Raw genomic sequence first — 20,492 nt, forward strand, 5'->3', positions numbered from 1 at the left:
CGGGAGCAAGCTCCCTCGCCACGGGGAAACGGCACCCATGAAGCCTTCGCGCCTGCTGTTGATCTGGCTCGCGATCCTGCTGGCCGTCGGCATCGTCCTGGGCGCTTTGCGAGCGCTGGGCGTCGCGGTGCCCTCGACTTTGCTGTCGATCCACTGGGGCTTGCTGCTGGCGCTGCTGGCCCTGTCGGTTCTCGACGCCGTGCGCGTCCGCCGCCTGCCCTCGCCCCGAGTCCAACGGCAACTGCCCGGCAGCCTGGCACTCGGCCGCTGGAGCGACGTGCGCCTGGACATCAGCCACGACCTGACCCAGCCATTGAAGATCCAACTCTTCGACCACGTGCCCGATGGCCTGGACTTCGAACACCTCCCCCTTGCGGCGGAACTACAACCCGGCCAGCTCACCCAGCTCGGCTATCGCGTCCGCCCCCTGAAACGCGGGCACTTCAGCTTCGAACACTGCGAAATCAACCTGCCGAGCCCAATGGGCCTGTGGATCGAAAAGCGCCTGCTGGACGCCATCGACAGCACTCGCGTCTACCCGGATTTCGCTCGGCTCTACGATGGAGAATTGCTCGCGGTGGACAACTGGCTCAGCCAGCTCGGCATCCGCCAGCGCCAACGGCGCGGCCAGGGGCAGGAATTCCATCAGTTGCGCGAATTTCGCGAAGGCGACAGCCTGCGCCAGATCGACTGGAAAGCCACCGCTCGCCACCGCGCCCCCATCGCCCGGGAATACGAAGACGAGCGCGACCAGCAAATCATCTTCATGCTCGACTGCGGTCGCCGCATGCGCAGCCAGGACGGCGAGCTGTCGCATTTCGACCACGCCCTCAACGCCTGCCTGCTGCTCAGCTACACCGCCCTGCGCCAGGGCGATGCCGTGGGCCTGAGCACCTTCGCCAGCGAACAACCCCGCTACCTCGCCCCAGTCAAAGGCACCGGCCAGCTCAATGTGTTGCTCAACACCGTCTATGACCTGGGCAGCAGCCAATACCCCGCCGATTACCAGGGCGCCGTCACGCAACTGCTGGCCCGGCAGAAACGCAGGGCCTTGGTGGTGTTGGTGACTAACCTGCGGGATGAGGATGATGAAGAACTGCTGATCGCCGTCAAACGCTTGGGGCAACGGCATCGGGTGCTGGTGGCAAGCCTGCGGGAAGAAGCGCTGGACCGGCTGCGGCAGACGCCGGTGCAGAACGTGCCCGAGGCGCTGGCCTATTGCGGGACGGTGGATTACCTGAATGCACGGGCGACCCTGCATGAGCGCTTGAGCGCCCATGGGATGGCGGTGCTGCAAGCCCGGCCCGGGGAGTTGGGGGCCGAGCTGGTGACGTTGTACCTGGGGTGGAAGAAGGCGGGGGATTTATAAAACGCCCCAATTACATCGGATGAAAAACGCATCAGACACGTGTCAACTCCGGACTTCATTTGAAATTTCGGCACTCGGGACCGGCATACGCGTTAACGACATCGTGTTGTCGGGGGACAACTTGAGTATCCGTGAAGCAGCCAATTGAAACGCGTAAGCCCCCGCCCCCGTGCCTACGCACTCCCAACTCAATCCTTGGTCGGTCAGTGGACGGTAAGACCCCAGCGCGGGTGTGACTGTCAGCCCTAGCGCGCTGGCCGATAGATAGCTTTTCAACCCCAGGCAAATATCGCGGCCGATCAACGAGCTTCCGGACGTTGGCATTAGCCGAACGGTGTGACGCTGCGATAACCGAGGGAAACCAGCTTCCTGGCCCCAGGCCGTCACAGGGTCGTTATCGAATTGAAACTGAGCACCGCCCCAGACGCCGGCGGCCAATATCTCGAAGCGGAAGGTATGACTTGGACCGCCCTCGGACTCACCTAGCGTTGCGATCACTTGCACCTCGCCCGTCTCGTCGGCGGTGTAGGTAAAACGAGCCCAGCCCTGGCTGTCGGTGGCCACTTGCTTGGAAACCTGCCTCACGCTAAAGACCACCGACACTGCCGAGGCGGCTGTGCGGTCGGTGGATGAAACGACCTTGATCGCCATCATGACGCTTTCGCCCACCATAGGATCGATGCTGGCTTCGTGCACCTCGCCAATAACGACGGATTGACGGGCTGAATCGCTGAATTTTGACATGAAAGACTCCGTTACGCCTGTGTTTGTCTAAGAAACAACCCAATAACCACCAACGCTCGTATCAACGTCCCAATACCGTGACAACAAATTCATGTCGGGGGGACGCCTCGGGAGCGTCGTACGGGCTCGGTGCCGTAGCGATGACACGCACTTCCCCGGGCGCCTCAGCCATGAAGGGATACCTGGCCCAGCCATCGCCGTCTGTGGATGTTGACGTTGAAACTGTCCCGTGCCCGAAAGCTACTTGAATTCCTCCCAGTGACCTTTGGGTGTAATAAGACCTGACGTGAATATCCAGGAAAACACTTTCACCCACCTCGGGATCAGCAGTGGGGCCGCGAACCTGATCGATCTCGACTCGGTTGTGGCCCAAATTCAAACTCACAGGCAAATAGGTCACGTCAATCTGAGGGAACTTCAGCGAAAGGCCGCTTCCCCCGCTCTCGTTACTGGCGCGACAGTCCAGGTTCCATCGCGCGCCTCCGGATTCCAATTCCTGAGAGATACCTGGCGCAGGATCAAGGACTATAGGCAAGGCATCCGGATCCCATATGGCAGCCAATGCAAGCGTGTTCAACGGGCTGCCGACCTTGGGAATAAAGCGCAACGAATGCACAGCCCCCAGGCATGGGTAGGCTATTGCAGTAGAGAGGAGGATTTCTTCATCGAATTGCAAATCTCCTTCGCCATCTATCACCCTTGACAGCAACAACCCCGGTAACTCGAACAGAGGCAGTACGGCGTGATGTACACGCAGCAAAAAACGGCTACTGGCTGCGTCCGAGCGAATCGCCCAAGTGAGTCCATCCAAGGGCAGCCTGCGCATGTCTTCCAAAGGGGGGACCGCGTCAAAAACAAGGCTCGGCTCCCCGTTTGGGTCAGTCACCTCCAGAAATATTTCTTCACCCAACAGCATTTCGCCGACGAGGCTGACCTTAAGCTCTGCTGGCTCGTCGTCCCGAAAACAAATCAGCCCGATATTTCCGGCATCTCTTCCGCCCAGAGACACAGTAGCCAGTGATTGCCAAGGGCTCTCGCCCAAGACCACGACCCTGAAAGGGTGTTCCACCTGATTATTTTCGTAGCGATTTTCGAGGCGGGCGGTGACGGTAAACGTCCCATCTTCATCGAGATCGAATGGGTATTCAGACCAGCCCTCTGCGCCCGTCGGCAATGTTCGGGAGAGTTCTCCATCTATGAGCCATTGGACATCGATGCCCGGCACTGTCCCGACACCTGGGACCCTTGAACGGACCTGAGCCTTCAGATAAAGGGGAGGCCCGCCCACCATAGGAAACCGAGACGACTGATTCGTATCGCTAACCTCAAGCCAGTTATGCGCCAATCTCAATGCTTGAGACGGCGAAGCTTCCAGCAGTCTCGAGCACCTGACGTTGAGTTCAATATCGCTGTCTCGCCGATTTTCGAACGCCATGTTCCAAGTCAGGCCAGCGCCATCGATGGGCGTCGGCTCGTCGAGCGGGGGGTTGATAACCACCCCCAACCCGTCAGGCGTGTCCTCCCCCTGCCAAAGCAAAGCCAGGTCAGTACCCGCGAGGGCGTGGCCCGCCGGGAAGGTCACGGTGACTTCATGGGAGGCACCGCGACAGGGATAGGCCTGGTCTCGGCCCCAAGGCGAAGGTGATGACGAACGGTCCAACGAAAATGTTGCCTGCAGCCAGGGGTCCTCTTGCAATGCGCGTACTTCGAATACGTGCTTGGCGTCATCCTTTTTATAATGGCTGTCGACCGAGGCCGTGATCTGGAAAAGCCCTTCTTCATCTGGCGAATAGATGAAGCTCGCTTCGCCGTTTTCATCGGAGCGCTGCTTGAGTAGCAAGACCGGTGCCGCTGCGCCCGGGGATGACACCGTCCACGTCACTTCACGATTGGCCAGGGACATGTGGGTGTAGTGGGACTGCACTCGGACGCGCAACTCCACACTCTGCTCCAGACAGACCACCGGATAATAGATGGCCTCTTGCAACGCAATGACATCGAGCCGGAAATGGCCCGAAAGGGCCGATACGTCGTAAAGATCGGCCGTGTACTGGCTGCGTACATTCAACGTGTGCTCGTACTGCTCGTCCTCACCCGAATCTACGCAACTGATGTACCAGAAGGAATCGATCGCTTGCTCCTGCTCCCAGATCGGTTGGGCAGAGAGCATAGGATCGATGTTTCCTTCCTCCACCAACAAGGACGCTCTTGTCTCTTGCCAGGCGCTATCGTCCGCCAGATTCAATAGCACCTCATGTGCCTCGTTGCCCAATGCCCCGAGACATAGGCGCAACGGTTCATTGGGGGCTTGCTGCTCTTCATCGATGCTCAGACTTTCCAGGCGCAAGGGTTCCAATAACAATTCGACACGTACGAAAGTGACCCGTAGCCCCCTCCGCCGATTGGGCGCATCCGCAGGGCTGATAAAAGTGATCTCGACGCTTACCTCCACCGGGTCAAGTTCAAGGCGATGTGAATATTCCGTCAGGTTAAGGTCCAGCAGGACGTCAGGGTCCAACGGCAATTCGAACTCCACCTTGAGCGATGGCACGAGAGCCAGGTTCGTCTCCTCTCCCAGTCCCGTTACAATCCGCACCGAAGCGTTTTCGCCGCCGTATGCCTCGTACCAGAAACGCAGCTCATAAACCGCTTTCTCAGCATCAGGCCTGGGGTGCTGGGCCAGTATCAAGGTCTGGCTGGCCGCTCCCTGGTCCAAGGCATGCATGTAAGAAACATCTTTGTCGTCCCAACGGTCGATCGCTTTAACGACTCTCATTGGATCGTTGACGGTCCATTGCTGCAAACCATCCTCGAAGTTCCCGTTGACGATAAAGCTGTCTTTGTAACGAATGCTCTTGCTGATCATGGCGGCGTCATCCTTCAGCGAGTCGTGAGCGGCGCCTTCTCAGGCTTCATGTTTGCTCCCAGCAGAGCAGTCAGCTCATCTTCCACCTCGGTGGCGAAAGTTGGCCCGCCATCCTTGGCTTGATAGGTCAGGGTCAGGATGACGTCCGTCAATGACTCCAAAAGACGTTTCTGCGCGGGCTCCTGCACCCGAGGGAATGTCAATTCGTAGTCGGCGTGAGCACCGGTGCCTTCAAAGCACTGGTAGCGCTCATCGTCCGGGAACCCGGTAATGCCACTGTCATCCAGCCCGACCGAAAATGCTGTTTGCTGGTAGGGCCTCAGGTTCTGCACGAGCGTGCCTGTGTCCGGGGCTGGACTCTCAGGATTGTGCAGATACCGGACAGCCCCGATATCAGGTTCAAGGGTCGTGGCGCTGCTCAGCTGGACCAAGACGGCTCGCACATTCTCGTAGGGCCCCAGCACACCGGGAAACGTCAAGGCTAATCGTTTGACCTGACGGCAGTAATGTCCCGGATAGTCTTCGTCGAAGAGTTTTTCATTCAATGAAAATCTCATTTTTCCTGTATCGATGACGTCCGCCCAATCAACCTCCGCCAGCGAGCGCAGAGAAATCGTCTTGACCAGCTCAAGCCTGTGCTCATCGCGTTTAATGCGTGCGGCGGCCATCCTGAGCAAATCAAGCTTCAAGGAATAGCCGGTGGTAAGCCCGTGATAGGTGTCCATCCACACATCCGGGCGGATGAACCGCGACTTGAAATCGCCCATTTCGTACTGCCAGCAGGTTTCGGCGCACAAGCACAGGCCGACGACAACGTCATACACCTGGTAGATCAACGTCTTGACTTGCCCGACGACCCAATTGCTCAACTCCCGCCCCGTCGCGCGGTTTTTATAAAATGCGTAGACGGCCATGGCTTGGGTATTGGCCGCCTCAGTCTGCAACAGGCTGGCTCGAGCGGCGCTGATAGCATGTTCCTGCGCGAGGATTTGCTCACGCAGCACTCGCGCCTCGGCATTCGATTGATCAAACATGAACGCCCATTCTTGCGCTCGGCGACGATATTGCTCGTTGACGCTGGTTTCTTCGGCTTCGCGCAACATGAAATCTGCTGCAATCTGCAGGATTTCAGCGGCTGCTTGCGGTGCAGCCCCAAAATGAACCCCGCCATTGGCAACGCCGAAAATATTCGGAACCGAGTCAAGCCCGGCGCTGACAGCCCGCAACGCGCCTGAACTCGCACTGACGTCCCGCGCCTGGCGACTGATCTGCAAGACCTCGTATTCAGCCTGCGACACACCTTCATTCATCAGCGCTTGATAATGTTCTATCCGAGCCTTGAGCATGCTGTCGCTTTGCCTCAAGGACGCCGCCGTCGCCTCCAGTTGAGCGATGGTCGACTCGTGGACCGACCTGGCGTAGTCGACCAGTTCAATCATATGGCTCTGTTGCAGCTCTTCCAGCTCTGTCCGGTCACGTTGCTCCAGCCAGCTTCGTAGCAGGTCTTCCTGCTGGATCAGGAACTCGGTGCCTTGTAGCGCAAGGTTGTGCACGGTTCGCCACTTGTATGGCACAACCTGCACCTGCCCCCCCGGGTTGCGGGCCTCCCCCAGCTCGGAGTTGCCTTTTGAACGCAACAGATCCAGCGGGTCCAGAGGCGGACTGAAGAGGGGAATCGACAGCGGCTGGCCATCGATGGAACGGTTCTGGCGCAAGTTATCGAGCCGCTCCTTGAGCAGTCTTCGCAATCTTTCGGGCCGTTCATTGATGCCGGGCAAGAACACCCCAGTGCCCAGCAGCTCGAAACGCGGCGTATTCGTCATACCGGTTGGAACGTCCGCCAGCCTGATTGAAAAATCTGCCTCAAACGCCTTGAGCGCCTCACGCGCCTGGACGGTACCCAACAATTCCCCGAGGGTGACAGGCTGCCAGGTAGTGGCTGTACGCGCTTCCGGTTCCCGGCCCATCAAGGATAACGCCCTGGTGTAATTGAGCCTGGCGGCGATCATGCTGTCGTAATCGAGGCGACGATACTGGCTATCGCCCCACGCGATCAGGTTGTCCACGTACCGCAGGAACAACGCGATACGCATGTGGACCGGTGCCGAATAACCAATCGCGTCCGGGTCGGTGGGTGCGTCGATTTCGTACGATGGATCAACATCATTGCCCAGCGGGCGGCAACGCCAGTAGGCCGGGGCCGGCGTCATTTCAGAGTCGATGGTTCCGAGCGGCGCCGTTTCATTTATTTCCCGGGCCAGTGGATTGAAAATGTATTCGTACCAGCCCTGGGCTTCGCGGTAGCGCCCCTCCGCTGTCAGGCGCGCGCCCACCAGGTCCGGCGTATGGAAGAACATTTCCCAGAAATACAAACCGTTGCACCCGTCGAACGGGCCGTTTTCTTCCTGGGTGCCGTCCGGTCTCGCAGGCTCCTCGATGTGTTGGGTTTCCCAAGCGAGCAATGCATCAACCGAAACCGCTGCGCGACTGGTCAATGCCGGACCGAAGGTGGAATTGACCCGCACGTACTTGAGCGCCTGGCCGGTTTTATCGAAGTGCAGGAACTGCGCACCCGCGGGGTCGCTTTTATCAATGGTGACCTTCGGATACCGGCGCGCACGTTGGTTCAATATGACCGAGAACGTGTTACGTCCGAAAGGCGGGGTGCTCCCAAGCTCACCAAACTCAAATACGATCGGAGTGTCTATGGGAAAGTTTTGTGTCCCGACGGCAGGCGTCTGGCGACGATACGTCAACCAGGGTGTAGCGTATTCACCATCCAGCAGACCGGTAGAAACCCAGTCTCTTGGGTCCGCAACGGTCCTGGCTCCGAGCTTGAGAAGGAAAGTCGCCGAGGAATACAAGACTTTGGGGACCACTTGATTCTGTTCGTTGAGTACGGCCTCCCCCAGCCCCGTCATGAAGAAGCCCGCACCGGCACGAACCTCATCCGCGGTTCTGCCCAGCAGGATGTTCAACGCCGAATCCGACAAAGGGACGACCTTCTCCGCGATCCAGACGTCCTCCCCAGGGACCGTTTCCTTGAAGTCACTCTGAACAAACGCATGAATTGTTATTTTGGGATTCTCCGAGCCATTTTCTTCGCTCAAAAACGTCCTCAGCTCCAAGGTGTGGCTTCGCGTTGGCTCCTGATGCAGGGTCATGGTGATCCGAAGCTGCCGCGCCCCCGCCGCAACGATGCTGAGGCCTGCGTTGCCTGACTCCGACGGCCAACTGATCGACAGCCTCTCGATGGAGCGGCTGACTTCCTGCACCGCATTGCAACGCCCCCGGACCCGGAGCACTTCATAATCGTTACCGCCGTCGCTTTCGCGGGTGTAAACCACGTCCAAGAAAAAGTGCTCGTTGATAGAGCCGCCTATCAGCTCCGAAGAATCGATGGTGTACTGCGGAAAGTCGTCAGGCCCTACTTTTTGTTGCAGGCGATCGGCCTTGTTGAAACGGGCGAAGGTCAGCTCCAGCACGGTCGCCGTGTGGTCAGGAACCTTGCGAAACAGCGCATCGCGAGTTTCATGAATTTCGATTTCCTGGAAGGTGGCATGGCCATCCAACGATTGCCGGTTGGTGTAACAAACGGCCAGTAAATCATCACGCGGATCACCGTCTCCCAGCGACACGGCTGTCAGGCGACCATTGGAAACGTCGTATTCGCAAAACCGCTGGTGCAAGGAAATCGGGGCCGACCATTGACCGTTCAACGAACTGGAGGACAACTTGATTTCCAGCGACCAGGGAATCTGTACCACACCGTTGTCATCGACTTGGCGCTCATGCCACTCACACCAGACCATCACCAGGCGCCCGCCCCAGTACACGGGGCGTATATCCAGCACTTTGTTCACCGTCGCGATGTCGATCGGTTGCCATTCGCCCCATGCAGCCGGGTTGATCCTTTCGCTGCTGTCATTCACGTCCACCCTGACCGAGCGCCATAGATAGGCAAACGGAGGGGTACGTTCCTGACCGACCAGGCAGTAACGTGCTTTCTGGATATCGGCACCATCGACGTAGCCTCCGATCACGTCAAGGTCACAGATACGTTGAAAGGCCTGGGTATATTCCATCAACGCCCTGTGCACCGAATCGGTACTCAGGCGCATTTGATTCAAGCCGTTTTCCAGTGTTCGGAACAACCCGGTTTTTTTCAAACGAAGCGAGGGGACGATGTAATTTTCAGCCTGGTCTTTAAGCGTCACATTGGCCGACCACGTGCTGTAATGACTCAACATCTGGTACCAGTACTGGGTATCCTCCGGCTCGAAATGACTGCTTTCATAGCCCAGTTCCATCCCGCTGTACACCGACTGGATGTGCTGTTGCAGGCATCTGACGTTGGCCGATATCCACGTTGCTTCCAATTGCGCGCGGTCCTGGGTATCAAGCATCAGGTATTCGTTCAGGTCGTCGGGATTGCGCAGCGTAACGGCGCCTTCCCACAGGCCTTGACCCAACACGGCCTCCAGCATCGCTGCGGTGTAGCGCTCCGTCAGTTCATTGATCTGGAGTAATTCCATGGGATCAGCTCCTTGTCGCTGGCTAAGGTTTGGCCCGGGCTACCGAGTCATGAATCGTGATATCACCGCCGCCGTCACGGTCGTCGGGTCAAGCTGCCCGAGAGCACCAGCGCCTCGTTCAAACGGTCGCAGACCAGGCTTAATTGGAAACGGCCATTCCTGACATCGCCTGCATGAATATCGACTTCCAAAGTCTCACCGTCGTTGAAGGTGACACGTGTGGCCAGTGGCGGATCGAACACCAAGGCCAGCGCCTGGGTGGTGTAGTCGGAGCTCCATCCCAACGCGCCCTGGCTACCGGCTAGTGCAGTTTCATCGACGGCTTGAATCTCCAGGCGGTAATGCGAGTTCCTGAACAACGAAAGCTCATCACCTGGCCCAATCGGCTCACGAGTTTCCCGGCCTGTTTGTGAAATGCTGACCAGTTCCACTGTCCAATCGAAGGCCCTGAGCACCGTTAAGTTGAAAACTTTCGACTGTGCAGGGTCGTGTTGTAGAACAGCGGTCAATACGAAAGTACCCGCCGTCTTCGGCTCGAACAGATAAGCCGACCGTCCCTGCACATCGGTAGCGTCCGATACCGTGTCGCCTGGATCAGGTGTCAGCGTCCAAATCACAGGGTAATTGGGCACTGGTTCCGAAGAATCGCCGAGCGACTCTTTCACATCGACCCATAGCAGCCTCGGCCTGCCCCCTACCACGGGGAATTGTGTGTCCGCTGAATAGCCACTGATCACAGCGGTATCCACCACCCGCACCGCAACCTCGACGACCGGATCGTTGCCAAGCTGGGCATAGACAATCAGATCGCCTGGCGTGTCAGGCTCGAAGGTAAAATCCGATACCCCCTGGTCATCGCTCGGTTGGGAGGTCTTGTCCTCCGGACGGGTCCACCACATGATCTCTTGTCCCTCGACCGGCTCACCGTCAAGGCCAACGACCAGACAACGCACAGTCAGCGCTAGCCCAACCATCGCCGCGCTGATGGCATAGGGCTTGTCGAGGATGCGCGGTTTATCGGCAAACTGAATCCGACCGTTGAACTCGATGCCAGATCCGCTTCCGTCAGTCACTGAAATGGTCGCATCACCGGGTGTCAGGCTGGACACCCACACGCGGGTCCATCCGTCTTTGTCCGTGTACGTTTCACTGGGTCGGATCTGGCCCACCGTCGTAAACCAGGCTACTTTGCGCAAAGCACCGGGGTTCATGTATTGATCGAGCATCCGGACGGCGACTTCCTGCTCACCCTGGTGCCCCGCCAATATTGGATAATCGGGCAGCGGCGTCATGCTTCTTGGATCGAACTCCAATGTAACTTCATCACAATCGATGATTACAGAGGGCGCATAAATCGATTCGTACAGTGGTAGGTTGAACGAAACATGAGCAGTTCCCATGCGGCCTCCCGCTTGCAACACCGCGCGTGCCCGTCCCTGATCGTCGGTGCGGGTCAGTGGGGTCAGGATCGCCCCCAGGTCGGTGGCCCAGTGAACATCAACCCCTTTGAGCGGCTCGCCATAGAAGTCCAGCAACGTGCACTCGAACTCCGCCGCTTCTTGGCCCAGGTTCGCGATCAGCCTTGGGGTATCCACCACACACCGGGTGGTGACGCTCTGACCCACTTCGGCTGAATCCGGCACGCCGGTCAGGGTAACGAACTGCGTCAGGCTTTCCAGCGCATTGCGCGCGGCGGTGGCATAGGCCGATTCGGAATCCAACGGATAGAGCGCACCCAGTGAAAACGCTGCGGTGGCATCCATTCCCGTCTTGGCAAGTTCCAGCGTACGCAGCAACAAATCCAGATGCGCCAGTTGGCCCAATATCGGCTTGACCGGGCTCTCATCGTCGCCGGCTTGCTTCTGGATATGTTCGACACACTCCAGAACATGTTTGATCCCGCAACCAAAATAGGCGGCCAGCTTGTCGGCAGCTGCGTCACGGACCAAACGCAAACCGTCTTCGCTCATGTCGTCGGGTAACTCATTGACCTGACGCAGGTAGTCCAGCATTTTCTCTTCGGGCTGCTGGACGCGGCTGATCATCCGGCTGTAGAACGCCAGGTAGTACACCGTCTGGATGGAAATATCGTAACGGTCCTTCAGGCTGAACCACAGGTAGTGTTCGTCCGTCAGCATCGTGTCGAGCATTTGCGGGCTCAGCCCCAAACGGCTGGTGATCTGAGCCCGCCGCTCCAGCTCCGCCAGCATTTTCAGGAAGGGCTCAGGCTCCTGTTGCCGCCCAGCCAAGGGCGACTCGAGCTTCGACAGTTCCATGGCCTTGGTCAGAAAATCATAGGCGTGGCCTTGGGACCAACGCATGACCTGGACCGCCAACAACGAGTCGAGCTTGAGGAAAACCGAGAGGCCTTCCTCCACGACTGTCCGCTGCTCATCCCGGCAACGCAGCAGGATAGTCAGGATGATGCTGTGCAAGCGCTCGCGTTCATCGTTGTCAGTAACAATGGCCTGCACCACGTCCCGAACCTCCGTACGGGTACGCTCCAGGTATTGTTGCTCGGCTTCATCATGCCAACCGATCACCAGCCCATCGGAATCCACCAGTTTCGCAAGTCGCGCCAACCAATCAATCGTGATGTTACTGCTGGTACGCAACGGAGCACCTTCTTCCAGCAAGGTGGCCTGCTCCACCCGCACAGCCAGCACCTGACTGCGCAACTGTCGCAAAAACTGCTCCTGGCCTTCGGTCCAGACGGCCGGCACATACACCGGGTTGACGTACTGCACCAGCCAAAGCACCGGCAAATCGTAGTCCTTGGACCAAAGCGCGCATTCCATCAGCCCTCCAATGGCACTTAGCGCATCCGCACCGTCCCCCAGGCCGTTACTCGATACGGCCGGTTCACCCGCCAACAGGGAAACCAGGCCTTCCCCATCACTCAGGGTCTGCAACAACGCCGTTGCTTCGATCGGGGTAAGTCCGAACATCCGGGCCAACCGTACAAGCCGCCAAAAGCTGGAAAGGATTTTCAAGCTGCGGCTCAGATGGGTCTTCAAGCCATAGGCCCCGGCAATAACCGTGGCCAGGAAGCGATAAGTTTCGAAATTGATGTCTAGCGCGCTGCAGATCTGATGGACTGTTCGCTCCTCGGCCTCGCTACGCGGCGCAATCGAAAACTCGCCATCGTCGATACGCAAGGGTTCGTCATAGATCGCATGCCGGTTATACATCCGGTCAAATTGCGACCACTGTCCATCCTGACCGTATACCGACAGCACATCCACGAAGGCCGCGAATTCTTCGGCCTCGCAGCCATAATGGGTATTGAGTTCCTTGAACAGGCCCAGGCACCGCATCGTATTGGAAGTAATCCAGACGTCGGCATTTCCGGTAGTCCGCCGTTCTGCGTGCATCGCCGCGATGAGCAATTGATCAACCTGGTGGCTTGGCAGCCCCAGCATGCGGTCCAATCGACATTTGCGGTTGACCCGATCCATGCGGTGGGCCAGCGCCCCCGAAATCGCCTCTCCAACATGATGCAACTGGAACTCGTTATTGACGGGACCGTCCCGGCGCAGCTCAATGGCAGGCTGCACCGCGCCATGGACGTAAACGGCTCCGGCATCGACACCCGAGCGGGGCTCGTTCGGGTCGCCCATTGCCGGCGCGTTCACTGAAAGTTCAGGGGTAAAGGCACCACGCCCGAACAAGGCTTCGACCCCACGTTGGTCAATACGTGTCGACTGACTGAATATCCGGAGCTGGCGCAAACTGAGCAAAGCTATCGCCTGTCCGCCAAAATTCTCTCGATAAAAATCTGCAGCGGACGCCTGGGGGGTTGAATCGATCAGTCGGGTTCGTGGGTCTGCCCTCAACATAGGCGCTTGGGCCATGGTGGCGTTGAGCGAGAAATATGGATCTTCCAGCAGCAACGACAAATGCAACGGTCCGATTCCGATGCTCAATTGCTGCGCCGCATCGTTGCGCGTCCCCTTGGCGCCGGGATTCTTGAAATAGGGGTAATCCAGGTCTACCCGGCGAATGATGTCGCCCAGCGATCCATCCTTGAGGGCGGCGCGCACCACCTCCGTGATGGTCTGCCAATCGTGGTCGTAGGGCAGGCCGTTGTGGTAGCGACAAGTGCGCAGGTACGCCTTGACGTCGGTAATGTTGAGCCTGGACTTGATTTGCGCTTCGAGCACCGCATTGGCGATTTCCAAGCGTGACTGCCGCCGGTTGACGGCCATCTCGTTGATGAGCAAGTCGTCGACATCCGGACGGCGAGCCTGCAGAGACAAAGCCCTGTCATCGCCAAGGGGCACGATGTAATCACGTACCCACTCACGCAGGGCCACCATATAGGCGGTGGTCGACGCACTGTTTTCAATGCTGCCCGCCGGGGCGCTACCGTTGATATCCGGGTTGAACTGGTCCATGTAGCTAGGCAACGGCACCAGCGCCTGCTCGTTGTACCGGGTCGGCGCACCGCGAGCGGTTTGCTCACGGAAGAACCTGGCGATGTACACCGCCAACGCATTGCCACGAGTGATCAGCGCATGGGCTTCATCCCGGCTCAAACCGAACGTCTGCAACTGGGCGTGGCCCAGCTTTATCAGGTCGAAGACGCTGGGATTTTCTGCGATGTGCTCATTCAAACCGTCGAGCGCAGCCATGCGCGCCGGGCCCAATACGGCGCCGAGCAATTGGTGAACGGGCAGATTGCTGGATGTGTTCATGCCAATCGTTTCCTTAGAAAAACCACGAACCCCACCGGGCCCGGCATCGGCTGGTCGCCATGAAGTCGACTCGATTTAGCGCCTGAAACCGAATGGCATCTACTGTCAGAACTGACAGTAGAATGTGCCGTTGGTCGGGGGCTGTTAGCCAAGGTCAAGCGCCTGCACCGTAAAATCGACCCATAGGGATGAAGAGCCGTCTTTATTCGCTCTCATGGCCAAGTTGTTCGTTCCCAACGGTAAAGGCCGGGTGACGATGGCCCATCGCCCTTGTTCGTCGACGACGGCGGTGCCCCACCCCACACTCGGTTGCCCCCTGTTTACGACTTCGATCACCGCCCCCGGTAGCGCAGTACCGCGGATGACCGCGCGGGGCGAGACAAATCCGCCATCGACCGGACTGACCAGTACCGGCACGTCAATTCTATCGACGACGGTAAAATTGACGGTCTCTGGTTTGGCCGAGTCTGCTCCGTCGAGTTTCTGGACACATGAAATCGCGTGCAGCCGTGGATCCAGCTGCTCTTCGCAGCGCATTGACCATTGCCCTTGGGCATCAACCTGGGTCACGCCATATTGGCGATAGAGGTCATCGGCGGATCTGGAGAAAACGTCTAGCAACGCTCCCGGCGTGCCGGCTCCGGAAAATAATGGCCGACGCTCTACCGTCGCGCCCTGAGCCGGTGTATGGATGACCGCGGCGGCAAAATCTGCTTGCACCTGGATCACCTTGATATCGCGATTGGGAACCAGCCAGGGCGACGCCGCCCCATCACGGTATTGCCGGGTCGAGTACCTATAGTTGTCGCCAATTGGCAACTCGATGATTGACTGCGTTGCCCATCTTCCGTCCCGCCCGACCCAACAGTCAGGGATCAAGGGCGGTTCGTATTTTCCTTCCTCGCAGATATAGATTCTTGATCCCGGCACGCCGCGGCCCGAAAACATCGGATAACGCCCGACCTCCTGCCCCAGCTGCGGAAAATCCACCGTCGGAGGTTCGAACCCGGCAGGCATTTTCTCCACCATGAAACGGCCACTGTCGACCCATTGCGACTCGACGCCGCCCACGGTTTGGCGAACCGTCACCCAGCCCTGGCCTTCGGCCAGATCGCTGTTCCCCATGACCTCCCAGCGCCCGTGCGCATCGGCGACCGTCGGTGGCGCCACCCGCTGCTCCGTGTCGAACCACGAAGCGATGCTGATGCTTGCCCCCGGCGTCGCCAGGCCGCTGTATTGGGGCCGGACCCCAACCCAATCGCCCGGCTGCGGCTCCGTGAACTGGGGCAGGTCTTTGAGCAACAATGCAACCGATAAGGGGGATGAAGGTTGCGAGTCAAGCCCCGCGCCGGCGCTTGCCGACACCTCGAACGCGTCGCCGCTCATGTCATGGTCGATACGGGCCGTCCAAGTGCCGGAAGGGCTGACGGTCACGCTGCCAAGTCGCGTACCGCCCAATGTGTCGATACGGATGGTGTCACCGGCAAAACCGAACCCGCTCATGAACAGTGGATTACCCAACGCCTCGTCCGGCAGGGGGGTGTCGATCAGCGGCACGTTTGGCACCACCGTGACAACATGCTCGCCCTTGGCGCTGGGATAAGTGCCATGGCGAAGCAGCACTTCAAGGGTCCTGGCGCCTGCAGGCAGCACGACCTGTGCACTCCAAACGCCACCAACGACCGGAATGTTCTCCACCAGCGGCAACTCTTGCCCCTTGATGTACAACTCAACAAAGCCACCCGTAGTGCCGACGCCAGAAAAGGTCGAAATGCGCGGCGGCCTTCCATTGGCGGGCGGGACCTGTATTTGCGGAACGGCTACCCGGACGTTAACGCCCAGCGTTGCGGTTTGATCGGAGACATTAGTGCTGTCTTGCTCCTCCGCCTGCTTGGCATAAATGTCGAGGTTTCCAGGGGTTTGGGGCACCAAAGATATTGCAAATTTTCCATTTCCCCCGACCGGCCCGCTACCCAACGGCTGATTGCTGCTAGTCGAATAAATGACAATCCAGCACCCGGACCAACCTTCGCCTTCTATGACCGGGGTTAGATCGACAGCGTCGCCGGCTGACGTCGTGAAACGCGGTACCGGTGTCTTGACTGTGAAACTTCGAGTGGCGGGTGGCGAGGTTTGCTCGCCGAAGGTTGCTCTAGCCTCGATTGTATAAGTACGAGGAGCCCAATCTGCAGTGGCATTTAAAGTAAACGTGCCCCCAGTTGCCGTTAGCCGCTCATCCTCTCTGTCTGAGATTTTCACAACCAGGGTTGAGGCTGGCCAGGCAGTGCCAGAGATCTGAGGGCGTTGACCTGTTTGCGCCGGGGGTTGAGTGAATACAGGCGTTGGCGAAGGCACAGTCAATTCAAGGAAAGGAGCGTCCTCGGACCATGTAGAGTTGACTACCTGACGAGCCGTCAAGCTTGGATACCGACCCGGGGCGAAATCTCCATTTGAAGTGGTCTGCCAAGAGGCGTTCGTCACGGAAGCATACGGTACATCGTCTAGCAGGGCCCTATTGTTGTAGAACCGCACCTGGGTGCTAGCCGAATCCCAATTACGTCCTTGGCCCGAGAATGTCGGCCGCTGGCCATTCAGGGTGACCTGGAGACCCGTCGGTTTGGGCGTCGCGACATTGATATTCGTGAGCCTTGTGCCCCAATTCGACTCAATACGCCCACTCCCCCCATCGGAAACACTTTGCTTGGCATCGAATGAATAGTTACCAGGCATAAAGGTAGTAGGAATAGCTTGAACCCAAGCGCCGCTAGACTGAACGGTTGCCCTCAGAACCAGAGCGCCGTTTGTGACATGAACAATCACCTCGGCGCCGGGAAACCCGCTACCGTAAAACTCACCGACCTCTCCGGTTCGGAACAATAAGGTGGGTGGGTTAGGGGCGACTTTGAACAAACGGGACGCGCCTCGTGCGGAAGTCTTACCGGATTTTTTTTGCAATACCGTCAGGGTTCTTGCCCCAGGCTCGACGGTCACCTGAGCACTCCATTGACCGTTGTTGTTCGGGACTCTCCCTGTTCCTACCCGAGTGGAAGTAAGGTCGAGATACACCTCAATGTCGGAGCCTTCCAGCCCATTGTTGCCGGTGAGTGTAAAAGTTACTGGTTGTCTACTACTGGGTTCCGGACTAGCGATCGCCGGGGCGCCTAATACGTTATAGGTTACCGTGGCTGACAGGACTCTTGGAAAACCAAGAAAATCATATATAGCCAATACCGGTAGAGGGCCGCTGGGTAAACTGCTGATATCTTTAAGAGCCGACTGCCATTGATCCGTTCCTGCCTCCACAGTCGCTTCGTCAGTCAACCTGTCATTGTGGTTCGAGGGCTTGACCAACGTTACTTTGCTGCCGGGAGCCCCCAGCCCACGGAACGTCTCGCCCGTTACCAAAACAGCACCGGAAGGTGGTTGAGTAATATAAGCCAGATAGATATCCGCGCTGGGCGTAGAGCTGGACTGCCTACCACCTACTGTTTGATAAGCGATAAATGTCAAGTGACGTGCCCCATCCGAAAGAGGAGCGTTCACTGACCAACTCCCATTGGCTTGCATGGAGGCCCGATAATGTTCAGCCACAATACTCGTGTGGACAAATACTTGGCCGCCACTAACGGCTCCCGTCCCGCTAATGCGTACAGTTCGATCGCTAACATTTTTGATGGGATTAACGGTTGGTACAGGCACATCAAAAAGAATGGCTCTTTCACCATAGATATGCGGATCATCTCCTGAGCGATCATAAGTATATTTAAACTTAACATTAACCGAATTGGAATTTCCCGAGACCTGAGCAGTTCTATTTAGCGGATGCCATGCACCATCCTGAATAGCATCATCATTAGTGAGTTCGACATAACCCGTATCCGCTGCAGAAACAAGCTGTATATAAACATTGCCCTTTGAACTCCCGTTATTTTGCGCACTATAGTTTGGTTGAGTCAGCCGGAACGTTCCTCCGTCTGGGGACCATGCATAGTCCGCCATAAAGTTAGCCCACGGGCTTCCTGTTGAACCCATCGCTTGAATAAAGATTTGCCCTGTTAGACCCGCGGGCAAAGAGCTGCCGTTCTTGTCGGCAGCCTCTCCAACTTGCGCATCCGCAGCACTTACAGACGGTGACGCATCTTCTGATTTGCTCGGTTCGAAATCATCTGTGCTCATGACATACCTCAAAGAATTGATTACGAAGGTCGACATCGCCATACGTCATGGCAGCAGTAGAAGACACGCCCCCCTCAAGAACACCTGTAACTTCTGACAGTCCCGACCGACGGCGACCTCCCGGTGTAAGACCTCACCCAACTGACTACACAACCTTGCGTAACGGACTACAGATCCGCCAGAATCCGCCGGCTTGTGCGCTTTGGCCTCGCCCCGTAACGTGATCCGCGTCGCTGACAACTCAGCGGTCGGGTTTAGTCGCTCGGAGGTATAACGAAGTGCATAAGCATCATTCCCAGGGATCCCTATCTCTGCGTAATGGTGGCTGTGCGCAGGGCGCCCTCGGGCGCGCCGGTTTTTTCGTTGTCCTCCCGGTCGACTAACCTGCGTACAGCCGCCACCTCTTCGTTTAGTCGCGAGTCGGTGGTAGCCCATTTAGAGGATGACGAACATGATCAAGCCAACCCCAAACCCACCCCACACCAACCCGCTATCCCCCCACGAAACCCTCGACCCCGAAAAGCTCGAGCAAGCCACCCAAAGAGCCCTCGACTACTACCTCAAGCCCAACCACGGCCAGCCCGACAAGAAACCTGCCAAGCAACCGGACTACTTCATCGTCGCGCCCGACGCCGACCCCGAAGGCATGCTCGCGCACACCTACGAAACCTTCTGCTCGGTGAGCACGCTGATCCTGGATTTATCGGAAGACCTGGAAGGCGCCCCGCGCAACCTGGCCCTGGCGATTCACCAGATGGGCGAGATGGGGGTGTTGTTGCTGGAAAGGTTGCTCGATGGCGAGGCGAAGGTGCAGCGATGAGGGCATGAAAACGGCACGATAACGATATAGAAAGCGACGCCCCCCCCCGTGGCGAGGGAGCTTGCTCCCGCTGGGCTGCGTAGCAGCCCCTGAGTTTGCCTGACACACTGCATGGGACGCTGCGCGTCCAGCGGGAGCAAGCTCCCTCGCCACAGGATTAGCACTGGGTTGTCGTAGCGCGATCAACAGCCTACGCCGAGGCCGGCATCTCGTAAAAACTGAAGTATTGCTGCAACGCGCTCACCAATTGCCCGTACTCCGGCGGCGCCCATTGCAGGCTGAAGCCGGCGTCAAAGTGCTGCGGTGTCACGTCCTCGTGGCACCACAGGCAATTGGCTTTCAACAGGAAGTTTTGCTGCGACCCGTCGCCGGCGGGCAGTTTGAGGCGCAAATCAAATTCTGCGCCGATCATCAACGGCAGATGACTGATCAGCATCAACCCGTTTTCCGAGACATTGCCCAAGAACCCGATGGGCTTGCCGTTGGCACCATTGAACACTTCCAGGCAATACGACAGCTGATGCCGCGCTATTCGACGCTCTTTGTACATGTCTTGTATCGCTTTTTTTATGGCCGATCACACAGCCAACCCAGAGCTTCGGAACGAGCCTATCCCTGCTCGCTCTCCCCGATCCCGATGCCAGACACTTTCAAGTTAGCTGGCTAAATGCTACTGGTCACAGGTGACGCCGGGCAAGTTAGAGCATCGGCTCTAGCCACGACTTGTACAAATATAGCCGATGCGCAACCAACGGCCAGCCGGACGCGTTACCAGTCATCGGTCGACAACTGGCGCGTGTCATTGGTTCATCGGCAACGGTCAGAATGACGTAGGGCGCACGGCCGAGGCGCTGCGGGTCGGGTAATGGCCCAGGCTCTGCAGGGTTTCGAGCCGTGCGCGGGCGCGGTAGGCGTACTCGCTGTTGGGGTACTGGGAGAGGATGAACTGGTAGGTTTGTGCCGCATCGACGAACAGTTTCTGACGCTCCAGGCACTGGCCGCGCATCATCGAGACTTCCGGCTGCATGTAGCGCCGGGCACGGCTGGCGCGGTCGACCTTGGACAGCTCGAGCATCACCTGGTCGCAGTCGCCACGCTCGTAGGCCGTGTAGGCGAGGTTCATGTGGTGGTTCATCGACCAACGGGTGCAGCCCGTGATACTCAGGGCCAAGGCAATAAAAAGCACGAATCGCATGGGGAGGTTCTCCTGTCTTGAGCTCTTTATCGACCTGGGTAGGAAAATCTTCAACCTGAAAAAGGATCGGACAAGCCCTTGTGGCGAGGG

Annotated in this window: 9 protein-coding genes; 2 read left to right on the plus strand and 7 right to left on the minus strand. The window is 58.0% G+C overall.

From position 1 onward, the window contains the following. Positions 1-37: 37 nt before the first annotated feature. Entirely contained in the window at positions 38-1,369 is a 1,332-nt protein-coding gene (locus tag OC610_RS05905) for a DUF58 domain-containing protein (protein ID WP_264426988.1), read from the plus strand. 42 nt (positions 1,370-1,411) lie between these two features. Here the strand turns inward: OC610_RS05905 and OC610_RS05910 are convergent, their stop codons facing one another. The 5 genes from OC610_RS05910 to OC610_RS05930 all read right to left on the minus strand — a co-directional run bounded on the left by OC610_RS05910 (position 1,412) and on the right by OC610_RS05930 (position 18,387). Then, complete coding sequence (locus tag OC610_RS05910) at positions 1,412-2,113, minus strand: hypothetical protein (RefSeq protein WP_264426989.1); 702 nt, start codon at positions 2,111-2,113, stop codon at positions 1,412-1,414. Between the two features lie 61 nt (positions 2,114-2,174). Beyond that, a complete protein-coding gene (locus OC610_RS05915; protein ID WP_264426990.1) occupies positions 2,175-4,979 on the minus strand; it encodes a hypothetical protein in 2,805 nt (934 codons plus the stop codon). A gap of 14 nt (positions 4,980-4,993) precedes the next feature. Beyond that, positions 4,994-9,514, minus strand: coding sequence for a Tc toxin subunit A-related protein (locus OC610_RS05920; protein WP_264426992.1), 4,521 nt, complete (start codon positions 9,512-9,514; stop codon positions 4,994-4,996). A gap of 74 nt (positions 9,515-9,588) precedes the next feature. Continuing rightward, positions 9,589-14,211 carry a Tc toxin subunit A gene (locus OC610_RS05925; RefSeq protein WP_264426993.1) on the minus strand — a complete coding sequence of 1,541 codons (4,623 nt, stop codon included), beginning with the start codon at positions 14,209-14,211 and terminating at the stop codon, positions 9,589-9,591. Between the two features lie 144 nt (positions 14,212-14,355). Further along, positions 14,356-18,387, minus strand: coding sequence for a hypothetical protein (locus tag OC610_RS05930; protein ID WP_264426994.1), 4,032 nt, complete (start codon positions 18,385-18,387; stop codon positions 14,356-14,358). A 451-nt stretch (positions 18,388-18,838) separates the two neighbouring features. Between OC610_RS05930 and OC610_RS05935 the strand changes: the two genes are divergently transcribed. Then, entirely contained in the window at positions 18,839-19,207 is a 369-nt protein-coding gene (locus OC610_RS05935; RefSeq protein WP_264426995.1) for a DUF6124 family protein, read from the plus strand. A 190-nt stretch (positions 19,208-19,397) separates the two neighbouring features. Here OC610_RS05935 and OC610_RS05940 read toward each other — a convergent pair whose 3' ends face one another. Together OC610_RS05940 and OC610_RS05945 are read right to left on the minus strand one after the other, a co-directional pair. Beyond that, positions 19,398-19,757, minus strand: a complete 360-nt coding sequence (locus OC610_RS05940) for a PilZ domain-containing protein (RefSeq protein ID WP_264426996.1) — start codon at positions 19,755-19,757, stop codon at positions 19,398-19,400. 270 nt (positions 19,758-20,027) lie between these two features. After that, positions 20,028-20,402, minus strand: coding sequence for a tetratricopeptide repeat protein (locus tag OC610_RS05945; protein ID WP_264426997.1), 375 nt, complete (start codon positions 20,400-20,402; stop codon positions 20,028-20,030). Between the last annotated feature and the right edge of the window lie 90 nt (positions 20,403-20,492).

Origin of the sequence: Pseudomonas agronomica (assembly GCF_025917275.1) — a bacterium.
GTDB classification, from domain to species: Bacteria; Pseudomonadota; Gammaproteobacteria; order Pseudomonadales; family Pseudomonadaceae; genus Aquipseudomonas; species Aquipseudomonas agronomica.